The organism is Pseudomonas sp. AC169, from assembly GCF_979258515.1.
The window spans coordinates 5,738,689-5,750,870 of record NZ_OZ409866.1; the positions used below are offsets into that span (position 1 = coordinate 5,738,689).

The 12,182-nt window shown below is 60.8% G+C and carries 9 protein-coding genes; 8 read left to right on the forward strand and 1 reads right to left on the reverse strand.

All coding sequences use genetic code 11. The annotated features are described in order from the left end of the window. Positions 1 to 44 precede the first annotated feature (44 nt). From ACZZ0G_RS25640 to ACZZ0G_RS25665, 6 genes are all read left to right on the forward strand, one after another. Entirely contained in the window at positions 45 to 1,127 is a 1,083-nt protein-coding gene (locus tag ACZZ0G_RS25640; protein ID WP_463558029.1) for a helix-turn-helix transcriptional regulator, read from the forward strand. Beyond that, complete coding sequence (locus ACZZ0G_RS25645; RefSeq protein ID WP_463558030.1) at positions 1,120 to 2,535, forward strand: hypothetical protein; 1,416 nt, start codon at positions 1,120 to 1,122, stop codon at positions 2,533 to 2,535. The genes ACZZ0G_RS25640 and ACZZ0G_RS25645 overlap by 8 nt, the downstream gene beginning before the upstream one ends. Before the next feature lie 10 nt (positions 2,536 to 2,545). After that, entirely contained in the window at positions 2,546 to 5,752 is a 3,207-nt protein-coding gene (locus ACZZ0G_RS25650; protein WP_463558031.1) for a beta propeller repeat protein, read from the forward strand. Positions 5,753 to 5,895: 143 nt separating this feature from the next. Beyond that, positions 5,896 to 6,801 carry a transcriptional regulator GcvA gene (gcvA, locus tag ACZZ0G_RS25655; protein WP_463558896.1) on the forward strand — a complete coding sequence of 302 codons (906 nt, stop codon included), beginning with the start codon at positions 5,896 to 5,898 and terminating at the stop codon, positions 6,799 to 6,801. Positions 6,802 to 6,875: 74 nt separating this feature from the next. Then, on the forward strand, positions 6,876 to 7,703 hold the full coding sequence (locus ACZZ0G_RS25660; protein ID WP_463558032.1) for an EamA family transporter: 828 nt from the start codon (positions 6,876 to 6,878) through the stop codon (positions 7,701 to 7,703). Between the two features lie 29 nt (positions 7,704 to 7,732). Next, positions 7,733 to 8,494 (forward strand): SDR family oxidoreductase, encoded by a 762-nt coding sequence (locus ACZZ0G_RS25665; protein ID WP_463558033.1) that lies wholly within the window; start codon positions 7,733 to 7,735, stop codon positions 8,492 to 8,494. Positions 8,495 to 8,515: 21 nt separating this feature from the next. On the opposite strand, the gene ACZZ0G_RS25670 is transcribed toward ACZZ0G_RS25665, so the two are convergent. Beyond that, positions 8,516 to 9,484, reverse strand: a complete 969-nt coding sequence (locus ACZZ0G_RS25670) for an AraC family transcriptional regulator (protein WP_463558034.1) — start codon at positions 9,482 to 9,484, stop codon at positions 8,516 to 8,518. A 102-nt stretch (positions 9,485 to 9,586) separates the two neighbouring features. On the opposite strand from ACZZ0G_RS25670, the gene ACZZ0G_RS25675 reads away from it, so the two are divergent. Together ACZZ0G_RS25675 and ACZZ0G_RS25680 are read left to right on the forward strand one after the other, a co-directional pair. After that, positions 9,587 to 10,837, forward strand: coding sequence for an MFS transporter (locus ACZZ0G_RS25675; RefSeq protein WP_463558035.1), 1,251 nt, complete (start codon positions 9,587 to 9,589; stop codon positions 10,835 to 10,837). 348 nt (positions 10,838 to 11,185) lie between these two features. Then, positions 11,186 to 12,154: an XdhC family protein gene (locus tag ACZZ0G_RS25680; RefSeq protein ID WP_463558897.1), complete on the forward strand. Its 969-nt coding sequence runs from the start codon at positions 11,186 to 11,188 to the stop codon at positions 12,152 to 12,154. Positions 12,155 to 12,182: the final 28 nt, after the last annotated feature.

Below are 12,182 nucleotides of genomic sequence, written 5' to 3' on the forward strand. Positions count from 1 at the left end.
CGCCCGGTCGCTGTAGCGGTCGCGAAAAGTACAAGGAAGTCTTGATGTCCCAGGCTAAAGACACACTGCTCAGGCTGTTTGCCTTGTTGCGCCTTATCCCAACCGAGCCGCAGCGTATCGCCACCACGACCTTGCTGGAAAAGCTGCGCGACAAGGGCTTTTCGATGACGCTGCGTTCGATCCAGCGCGATCTCAACCGGCTGTCCATCCCGTTCTCGCTGCAGTGCAACGACAGCGAGGTGCCGTTCCGCTGGAGCTTCACCAAGGACGCGCCGTTGCAGTTGCAGGACATGGACGCTTCGACGGCGCTTGCCCTGTACCTGTCGGAAAGCTACCTGAACACCTTGCTACCGCAGACCGTGCTCGACCAGCTCGGCCCGCAATTCCGCCGGGCCCGCAACTTCCTCGGTGACCTTGGCCACAACGGCTTGGCCGACTGGTCGCGTCGGGTGCGTGCGGTGCCTAACGGCAAGACCCTGATCCCGGCCGCCATCACCCCGAGAACCTGGGCCCAGGTGTCCCAGGCCTTGCTCGAGCGTCGACCGCTCGACGTGTCCTACCGCAGCCGCAGCAAGTGCGAACTCAAGCAGTTTCGCCTGCACCCGGCGGGCCTGGTTTCGCGGCACTCCATCAGTTACCTGCTGGCCTCGGTAGATGGTTACGACGACGTGCGCCAGTTCGCCCTGCATCGCATGCAGCAGGTCTCGGTGGTCAACGACCGGTCGCCGTTGCACGGCCAGTTCGATGTCGACGACTACATCGCCACCGGGATCTTCAGCCACCGGCAGGCCGAGACGCAGGTGGAGCTGATCGCCGATGTCAGCGCGCAGATCGCCGTGCTGCTCGAAGAAACCCCGCTCAGTGCGCGACAGTCCCTCGAGGTTATTCCCGAACAAGCGTGGAAGCGCCTGCGCGCCTGGGTGCCCCAGGATCGCGACACGCTGTGGTGGATTTTTGGCCTGAACGACAACATTCGTGTCCACGCACCGCAGGTCTGGGTCGATGAGATCGCCCAGCGCCTGCACAGCATGCACGCGCTTTACCAGATGCCTGGCCTCGACGGCCGGCAACCCCTTTCAGCGGACACCGCTATCCAGGAAACCATCCTGAGGAATACCCATGGATAAAGAACGCCAACGCGCGCTTGAGCAGTCCGTCAGCCTGTGCCCGATCTGGACCGTGCAAGCCGCGGACAAGGCCGGGCGCATGCTTGCGGAAATCGGTCAGGCCAACAGCATCCTCGCCAAGGTTTCGTCCACCGCGCAAAACGCCGCGATCAAGGGCGGTTTCGCAGCGGAGACCTGGCACGCCGAGTCATTCAATCTCGACGCGATCCTGAAGGATAAGGACGTGCGCGCCTTCACCGACAACTTCGCCAACACGCCGCTGGGCCGCAACGACATGACCCACGACATCGTGGTCATGCGCGGTGACGACCAGTTGCTAGGCGCGCAGCTCAAGTACTTCAAGAATGCCGAGGCGACGCAGAAGGCGTTTCGCTCCACAAAGGACGGCGTGCACGCCTACAAGGACAGCGACCTGTTCCTCGGTCCCTCGGACCAGATCGAAGGCGTGCGCCTCTCGGCCGAGCGCGACGTCTTGAAAAATCAGCAGACCCGGCCGGAAGTGTCCCGGGCTGCCGAGAAGGTCCGGGACAACACCAGCGGGCAACTGGACGTCGATGGCGTGCAGTCCACTTCCTTGAACAAGCGTGAGGCCGAGCACCTGGGTACCGCGAGCAAGACCGGGCAGGAGCTGCACGACAACTTGCAGACTGGCTACCTGAACAAGGCAACAGTGCAGCAAAGCCTGCGCGCCGCTGGCTCGGCGGCGGTCATCACCACGGTGATCGCCGGCAGCATTAACACCTTCCAGTACATCAAACAGTTCAAGGACGGCCAGATCACAGCGGAGCAAGCCACCCTGCGCATCCTTGAGAACACCGTGATCGCCGCTGGCGACAGCGCCCTGAAGGCCGGCGTGGCCAATGCCAGCGTGAGTATCGCCGCGCGTTCCATGCCCGGCCTGTTCACGGGCACTCTGTTCAAGCGCAGCCTGGCCAACGGCGGCGTCGCCGGTGCGGCAGTGTGCGCCGTCGACCTAGTGCAGTGCCTGGTGCTGTTCTCGGCCGGCAAGATGAGCGCGCAGGAAATGGAAACCCGCACCGGCAAGAACCTGTTCCAGACTGGCGCGGGCGTGGTCGGCGCGTCGGTCGGCGCCACTGTGGGGGCCATCGGCGGCCCGCCCGGGGCGCTGGTGGGCAGCCTGATCGGTGGCTTGATCACCACCCTGGCGATGAACATCGCCCTGGATAACCATATCGAGAAAGAGTTCCAGCTCACCCTCGCCAGTACCGAGCAGGTGGTGGGCAGCGCCATCGGCATGCATCAAGCGCTGGAGTTTCTGCAGGTTTCCCAGCAGTTCTACGCCGATTTTCACAAGGGCCTGTACCTGTCCGAGCGCCATTTCGCCGGGCAGGTCCGGACCCTGGCAGGACAAAGCAAACGACTGAAACACCAGATCGAAAACCTTTAAGGCCAATGAAATGACCGACACCACTGTTGAGGTAACGCAAGAGATCTTCGAACAGCCTCTCGAAGACGCAGACGCTCGAGCGATCGAAGCTCTGGTGAACCAGCACAAGGGCAATGCCGCCCTGACCCAGCAGTTGGCGCTCGATGCCTCGCGGGTCCTGGCGTCCAGCCAGGAACGCTTGGCCAGGCAGACCGGCGCGGGTTTCTTCAAGCGTTTGGGCAACAAGGTCAGCGGCAAGACCGGCCAGGATCAGTTGCACAACCAGGTCGACATGCTGCAGATGCAGAAATTCGCCTGGCACTACCTCAAGCAATTGCAGCAGCAAAACCTGATCAACGCCCAGAGCATCGCGGTGATCCGCAACAACCTGGGGACGATGAACGAATACATCATCGAGACCCGGGAATTCCTCTCGCTGGCGGTCGACAAGATCAACAGTCGCCTGGTGCAGGTAGAGAACCACGCCAGTTTTACCAACTGGTCGCTGCACATCGAAGCCAACAAGCGTCGCTTCAAGTCGATCCCGCGCAATCTGCTGGTGCTGCACCTCACCTATGACTTCATACGCAGCCACCGCGACGTGGTGTTGACCTCGCGGGACGTCAACCACCTGGTCGTTACCCTCGACAAGCTGGGGATCGACTGCGACGAAGATGTCCGCCTGCTGGACTTCATCATGGAGTTGATCGAGGGCATCGAGCTTGCCGGCATCGATCGCTTCCGCGAAATGATCGCGCTGGGCTTCGACGAGCATGTGGTGGATTCGCACTTCATCCAGAAGAACATCTCCGGCATTGGTTTCAATGCGCTGTATTTCTTGTCCGATCAGTACGAGCGCATCGTCAGCCTCATTGATGACGAAGAGATCTGCCGCAGCGACGAGGATCGCGAGAACATCATCTCGAAGCTGTTTGGCGAGGAGTTCTCCGGGCTGTCGACCACCTACGGCATCCGTGACCTGATCGGCGAGGTGATCGGCGGCAGCGCACTGGCCATCGACATCTACAAGGACGTCAACGGGCTCAACGTCGTCGAGCAGGACGACGAGCACGAACATCAGGAGGGCGAGCCGCTGTCGCTGACCTCGGCGTTGCCAGAGATCAAGGTGCACAGCTTCTTCGACACGACACCCGACGAAGAAACCCGGCGCACCTACCTGCGCCTGTTCGCTTTGGCCATCGAGGGTTCTGCAACGCTGAACAAAGCAGGCGTAGAGTTCCTTGAACACCTGGCGGAGAAGGCCGGTTGCCCGGACATCGTCGGGCAGATCGGCCAGATCGCCGACAGCCCGCGCAAGCTGCAGGACTATCTGCCGGTCGTGCAGACGCTGCTCAATGAGGATGACCGCACCTACACCTGGCTGCTGGATGCCTTCTTCCTGCTGACCCTGTGCGGCCGGAAAATCGAGAACCCGTACGTGGCGCGGATTCTCGCGACCCTCAAGCCGGCGCAGTTCCGGGACAACTTCTCGCACATGCAGACGCTGCTCCGGGAGACCGAGGAAAAGCCGTTGCTCGACGCTGCCGCGAAACTGGCCGCGCAGACCCGGGGCTGGAAAAACATCGTTCGTTACCGCGTTCTGAGCTTCGAGCAGACCTACGAGGACATCGGCAAGAAGCTGCACACCGCCAGTTGGGCTGCGACGACCCTGAGCTTCGACCTGATTGCGGTCACCAGCAAGGCCTCGGACCATTCGTTCTACATGGAATCGTTCGACGATGGCTTCCTGGCCAAGGTCAGTTCGGCGGTCAGCGCTTCCGCCTGCTCGGTAGGCCGCGGCCTGGCGCTGTCGAGTCTCAACACCGTGCGCAAGAAGGCCAGCGAGCTGATTTCAGAACACGGCGGCGCCTTGAGTTCGGCCAACGGCATGATCCGGCGCATGAATCTGCCGCCGATCAACTTCGACAGTGAGCTGGGCTACAGCGACTTCGACCTGGACAACTCGGCCTCGAATGACGACTGGCATGAGCAGTTCTGTCGTTACGAAAGGCAGGTCGACAACACCCTGACCACCTTCTCTGAAGCGTGCTCCGCGGCGGATCGGCAGATCGACCTGTTCAAGGCTGGTGAGTTCGACAGGTCGGTGGTGGAGATCGAGGCGCAGGAGCGTGCCGCCCGCGAACTGGCCCGGCAGCAAGAGCGGCTGGAGAAGTCGGCCGTCGTGCTCGAGATCGAGGGGCGCGCGCACCGCTTCAGTATCGAATGGCAAAACCTCGACAATCCACCCTGTGATCCGGAGAACGTCCGCCAGATCAAAACCAACGGCAAGGTCTGGCTGCTGGTCGATGACGATGGCGTGTTCCATCGCAGCGAGGACGGGCTGCACTGGCAGGTCGTGCGCCCGGATCCGCAGGAAGAGAAGCTCTACGGCAGAAAGCTGTCCGTCGTCGACGGGGTGTGGATCCTCATCGCGGCTTACGGCGAAAGCTTCCACTTCTCCCATGATGGCTTGACCTGGCAGCGCAGCCAGACGCCGGAGTTGCCTGCCAGCTACGGCTATTCGGCGACCGAGGACGTCGTGCACTTCAACGGTCAATGGCTGTGGCGCTTCACCGAACGAGCGGAATACTCGTATGTCGAAAAGGGCATCATCTTCGACTCCACAAAAACGTCCACCTACTACAAAACGCTGATCTACAGTGCCGATCGCCTCGATGGCGCCTGGACCCGCTGGGATGGCACACCTAATCTGCCCGAGGGCGTGGAGGCGAAGAGCATGCGCTCGCTGCCGGGCTTGCCGTGCCTCTTGCTGTTCTGCAGCTACAGCTACTCATACGTCCGGGACAGGAAGAAGAACGACGCCAAGTCGTTCGTCAATTACTACTTGCCGGGCAAGAGTGGGCGCACCTGCACCTGGGACAGCGACAAGGACCACTTCGACGATCCGCTGATCACCCGCATGAGTGGCAAGTTGATGTGCGTCTGCTGGGACCAGTACCTGACTTCGGACAAGGGTTACGACTGGAAACTCCAGTCGCAGGAATTGCGCGTCGACAGCGTCTTCCACCTGGAGCGCCTAAGCCTGTTTACCCAAGCCAATGACGCCCAACGCATCTACCTGAGCGAAAACGGCGAAGCGTTTAAGGAGTTCATGCTCGAAGAGGGGCGCTGGCGGTATCTGGCGGCGAAGGACCATGCCGTTTTGAGCGTCTACGAGCTTAACGCTCATGAGACTTTCCTGCGCATCGGCCGCATCGTTTGCGAGCCGGTGGGGTGAGGTGATGCGGAGCGTTGCAGTCGCTGAGGCGATTCAACGCTCCGTGAGTATCGTCCGGTCGCCACGTTTCGAGTGAGTTTCGCACTATCATGAGCTAGCGTTCATGTATGCACTTTTCTGATAACTCGCTGGATACTGCTCTTATGAGAGACCTGCCGCCCACCGCGACCTTGCGCGCATTTGAAGTTGCCACCCGGCACTTGACCTTTACGTCGGCCGCACAAGAGCTGCATGTGACTCAAAGCGCGGTCAGTCATCAGCTCAAGCATCTCGAGGCCCTTTGGGGGGTGCAGTTGTTTGAACGTGGCAAGGCGTTACGCCTCACGGCTGCGGGGGCTACGCTTGCGACTATCGTGCGGGAGTTTTTCATCAGCCTGGAGGCCACTTTGGGTGATTTGCGCGAGCAAAAAGACAGAGTTCGACTCAGCGTCAGCACCACTTATTCCTTTGCGCTCAAATGGCTGCTGCCACGCTTGCCACGTCTCTCTCGTCAACACCCCGAGTTGCTGGTCTCGCTGGACACCACGGACAAAATAATCCACTTCTCTCACGGCGAGGCTGATGTTGCCATCAGACTCGGCAAGGGCAATTACCCCGGCCTGCATTCTGAGTTCCTGTTTGGGGAACAGGTATTTCCGGTGGCCAGCCCCGAACTGTTGCGGCGCATCGGAACTCCGCACAGCCCCGCAGAACTGTTGCATTTCCCGCTGCTCACGCGCGATGGTGCCGAACTGGTACCAAAATGGGAGGTATGGTTTCAAGCCGTCGGGCTGGCCTATTTGCCGCTCAAGGAGAGCGTCAGATTTGGCGATACCAACATGACGGTCGAGGCCGCCTTGCTCGGCCAAGGCGTTGCATTGGTGCGCAGTGGGCATGTCGAGAACGAAATCAGCGATGGCCGTTTGGTACGGCTGTTCGATGTGCCGCTTCCGTCGCCATTGGCTTACTACTTCGTCTGCCCCAAGGGCATCGAATCACAACCGCACATCGCCAGGTTTCGCCAATGGTTGGTCAGCGAGGCGCTGAAAGTCCAACGACTGGATCAGTAAATTATGAGCATCCGCTCATGCTGTGATGAGAAGACTTCGCTGTAGTCCCGGTGCCGCATTGCCTAAAGTGGCGCATGCCTATTCATATCATCTTCCTCGTGCTTTTCGCCGCGCTCCTGCATGCCAGCTGGAATGCGCTGCTGCGTAGCGGTGCCGATCGGCTGTGGTCGATGACAATAATGTGCATTGCCATCGCCATCACCAGCGTCGTCGCCGCAATGTTCATGGTGCCCCCCGGGATTGAGAGCTGGGGCTATGCGGTCCTATCGGGGTTACTGCATGTCGGCTACAACCTGTTTCTGGTGCGCAGTTATCGCGTCGGCGACCTGGGGCAGACCTATCCGATTTCACGTGGATCGTCGCCGGTGCTGATCACCTTGGGGGCCGCCGTGTTTGCCGGAGAACGCATCACGCCTGACGTGTTACTCGGTATTGCGCTGGTATCAGGCGGGATTATGTCGCTGGCTTTCAGAGGGCGCAGTCTGTCGGTTCCCAGCCTGCCTTATGCGCTGGGAACGGGCGGCTTTATCGCAGCCTACAGCGTGGTCGACGGCATCGGCGCCAGGCTCTCCGGCGCGCCGCTTGCCTACACCGTGTGGATGTGCGCCCTGTGGGGCGTACTGATGCCAGTGGTCTACATCGGCATACGCGACACCCGCAGCTTGTTCTCCGTCCGGCCCGGAACAGTGACCGCGTTGGTCGGCGGGCTGGTCTCTTTGCTCGCCTATGGAATGGTCATCTACGCCATGAACGAAGCGCCCTTGGGCGCGGTATCGGCATTGCGCGAAACCAGCGTGCTGTTTGCGGCGTTGATCGGCTACGTGTTTCTCGGCGAGACGCTCACCGCGCGCCGGATACTGGCATGCGTAGTCATCGCCAGCGGCACCCTAATTATCGGCTGATCCAGCCAACGGCTCAGGAGCTATGTTTCATGGTCAACGTCTCGCAAGCACCGCTGATTCTAATTACGGGTGGAAGTCGTGGAGTAGGGGCAGCAACTGCCCGGCTCGCTGCCGAAAGAGGCTATGACGTGGCGATCAGCTACGTTGCCAACGAGTCCGCAGCGCTGGCCGTGGCTGCGGATGTAGAAGCATTGGGGCGCCGGGCGTTAGCGATGCGCGCCGACAGTGCGGATTCCCAACAGGTGGCCGATTTGTTCGCGGCCATCGATCGCACGTTCGGACGCATCGACGTCCTGGTCAATAACGCTGGCATGCTGGCGCCGCAGTCACGCCTGGAAGACCTCGGCTTCGAGCGGATGCAGCGCATCTTTGCGGTCAATGCCATTGGGCCAATTCTCTGTGCCCAGCAGGCGGTGAAGCGTATGTCTCACCGCCACAACGGGCCGGGCGGTGTGGTGATCAATGTCTCATCGGCCTCGGCGCGCCTTGGCAGCCCCAATGAGTATGTCGACTATGCGGCTTCAAAGGGAGCCTTGGAGACGTTCACCATTGGCTTTGCAAAAGAGGTGGCACGGGAAGGCATACGCGTTAACTGCATTCGCCCCGGACATATCTATACCGAAATGCATGCCAGTGGCGGTGAGCCGGGGCGGGTCGATCGTGTCAAGGACTCGATCCCCATGGGGCGGGGCGGACAGCCTGAGGAAGTGGCACGCGCGATTCTATGGCTGGCGAGCGCGGAGGCATCATTCGTTACCGGTACATTCCTCGATGTAACGGGGGGCAAATGAGCCGGTGGCACGGATCATCGACTACCTGCGTTCGGCTTGCCTCACCTTGCGACTCAACCCAGGCGTCTTACCCGTAATGCGCTTGAATGCGCGACTGAAAGCGGCCTGGGAGGTATAACCCAAACGCTGCGCTACCTCTTCAATCGGCAGCCTTTCGAGGGTCAGCCACTGACTTGCCAGCCGCATGCGCAGTTCGGTGACATAGCGCAGCGGGGCCATGCCAATCGTCGCTTGGAAGCGGTCCGCGAAGACTGAACGTGAGGTATTGCAGTGCTCTGCCAACTGCGCAACAGTCCAGTCGCGGCCCGGTTGTTGATGGAGCGCAAGCAGTGCACCGGCCAAGCGGGGATCGCGCAATGCGGCGACCAGGCCAGAGGCATTCCCGCAAGCGCACTCCACCCAGCCGCGAACGACCATAGCCGCCACCACGTCGGCCAAACGCGCGAGGATACCGGCGTAGCCGACGCGTGCGGCGCTGACCTCGCGTTCCATGGTGGTCAGGATCGGCACCAGCCCGGGGTAACGTTGACCGCCGGCATCAATCAGCATCAGGCCCGGCATCAGCCGGCCGAGGGCATGGATACTGCCCAGTTCAAACTCCATACAACCACTGAACAGAATAGTGCTCGGAGCGGCGCCGGCATCGGTTCCGGTATCCACCGCGCTGACGGTGTCACCTAAGGGCGCACCGTCTAGACGATCGATGTCCTGGACAGGCGCGCCCTGATGGGAAAACAGTTGATGGGCCGCGCCATGGGAGATGAACACGGCGTTGCCGGCAGACAGCGCGTAGGTGCTGCCGTCCTCCATTCGCAATACCGCATTGCCGACGGCCATGAAGTGGAACCAGGCATGCCCAGGTTTTTCCGCGAAGCCCAGACCAAAGGCAGGGCCCGCCTGGATACGCCGGTATTCAACACCACGCAGGCGCATGCCGCGCAACAGCTCGTTGATGAGGTCCGAGGAAAGAGCAAACTGATCTGCAGGCATCGTTCAGGTGTTTTGGTCAAAAAGTAGAGACTTTGGATCATAGATCATCCGGTTTTCGGCGCCTAGACTTCGGCTCTTAATGAAGATTGGGAGATCCGTGCAATGACTGACTGTGTATGTAGCACCGTATCCGACCGCCATTGCGGCGTCGGCGCGGACGTAGAACCTGCAACCCCCGCGTGGTTGGCAGTATTTTCGCTGGCAATGGGCGTATTCGGATTGCTGACCGCTGAGTACCTTCCGGCCAGTTTGTTAACGCTGATGGCTGCCGAGCTGGGAGTCTCCGAAGCGCTGGCTGGCCAGGCGGTAACGGTGACCGCCGTGGTGGCGCTGTTCGCCGGCTTGTTGGTGCCAGGTCTGACCCGGGGTATCGACCGACGCTGGGTGTTGTTGGGTTTTTCGACGTTGATGGTCGCCTCCAATCTGTTGGTCGCCGTTTCCTCCAGCTTCGCGGTGCTGTTAGTGATGCGCATCTTGCTGGGCATTGCCCTTGGCGGGTTCTGGAGCATGGCGGCGGCGGTAGCGATGCGCTTGGTGCCGAGTGCCTTGTTGCCTCGGGCGCTGTCGATCATTTTCAGCGGCATTGCCATCGGCACGGTAGTGGCAGTGCCGCTGGGCAGTTATCTGGGCGGGTTATATGGCTGGCGCAGCGCATTCTTTGCCGCGGCGGCGGTAGGCATGGTGACCCTGGCATTTCAGTCATTCACTCTGCCGCGCCTTGCGCCGCGCCGACCGGCACGCCTGCGCACTGTGCTCGAGGTGTTGCAGCGCCCAGGCATCGCCATGGGCATGTTCGGTTGTGTGCTGGTGCACAGCGGGCACTTCGCGATGTTCACCTATGTTCGGCCCTTCCTTGAAGGGACTACCGGCATCGGCGCGCAAGGGTTGTCACTGATGCTGCTGGGGTTCGGTGTGGCGAACTTCGTCGGCACGCTATTGGCCGGCAGGCTGCTGGAGCACCACCCGCTGGCCACTCTGGTGCTGATGCCCGCGCTGGTCGGCGTTGCAGCACTGGCGTTGGTGCTGTTGCCTGCCTCGGCACCGGGACAGGCGCTACTGCTGGCAGTCTGGGGCATGGCCTTTGGTGGTGTGCCGGTGGCATGGTCGAACTGGGTCGCCAGCTCGGTACCTGATCAGGCGGAAAGCGCCGGAGGCATGGTAGTGGCCTCTGTGCAGTCAGCCATCGCCACTGGCGCCGCCGCTGGCGGTGCAATGTTCAGCCTCGGTGGCAGCGCAGGCGTATTCGTAGCGGCAGCCGTGCTGATGCTGCTGGCCGCGTTGCTGATTGCCCTGCGTGTCCGCGTCCCTTCTGGCCATGGCATCCGCCAGTCTAAACCTGTGTTACACCTTTGATCAGCCGCGGGGCCGCCATAGTGGTGCACTCCCACAAAGGGTAGAGGACTTTCAATAGCTACGAAATGAGGGGCGACTCACTGATCAAAATCCGCTTTTCATCAGTTTGAGCATTGTCTAAGCCAGAAACAATTTGTCACATGCAAGTCTCTTTGCCGATTCCTGTTGAAATAGGCAATAAATTCCCTTGATCAGGCAATCACCTCTACCGGTTAACTCCACATACTTCGTTCAATCGTGAGGCCGCACTCAAAGGGCCTGCACCTCAACCCACGGTGCAGGTCCGTAAAAGGCGTGCCGATCACGCTGGGAAACTCATCGGAGGAAGACCGGGCCGGCTCGTATTTCATGAAAAACCTTGATCTCCAAGTTATCCAGCAAGCCACGATGTGGCTCGAACAAAATCGCTGCGTTTGGCTGTGCACGGTGCTTGCGACGTTTGGTTCGGCACCGCGAGGGCCCGGGTCTCTATTGGCAGCCCGGTCGACAGGCGAGTTCTGCGGTTCGCTCTCGGGAGGTTGTGTAGAGGAGGACTTCCTTGAACGGTTGGGGCGCCATGAATTCGTCGAGCACAACCATGTCGTGCGTTACGGTGAGGGCGGGCTTGCACCGTCCCTGGAGCTACCGTGTGGCGGCGTACTCGACGTACTGGTCGAAAAGTTCGAGCCCGATTGCGCAGCGAAAGCGCACTTCGCAGTATTGTTGGGCGCGCTGCAAGGGCGCCAGCGCGTGGTGCGGCATATCACGCTTGGAACGAATGCCCGACATAATCAGAGCGATGCGGGTGTCGCTGCGCCGGTCGTCGTTGAAGCCGATCAGGTGCGGATACGAATGGGGGCCGCCCAACGATTGTTGATCGCCGGCCTGTCCCCGGTGGCCGAGTTCTGCGCCGGTTTCGCGGTTGCCTTGGGCTATGAGGTGATCGTATGCGACCCGCGCGGCGAGTTGACCGCCGCCTTCAGTATGGCCGGGGTGGAAGTACTCAAGGTATTTCCTGCCACGTTCATTGCCGAAGGCGGATGCCATGACGGCACAGCGATTGTGGCGTTGACCCACGACCCGCGCATGGGCGACCTGACGTTGCTGGAGGCCGTGAGGACCCGCGCGTTTTACATCGGCGCCATGGGCTCCAGACGGACCAGCGAAAAGCGTCTTGAGCGGGTCAAGCGCATTGGCGCGTTGCCGCCGCAGATACTCGAACGCATTCATGCGCCGATTGGACTTAACTTAGGGAGCAAGACCCCAGCCGAGATTGCTCTGGCAGTCATGGCGGATATTGTTCGCTTGAGCAACGGAGTCGTTCGTGACCAACTCTAGACCTGTGTTGATCAAGGAATCAAAGGTG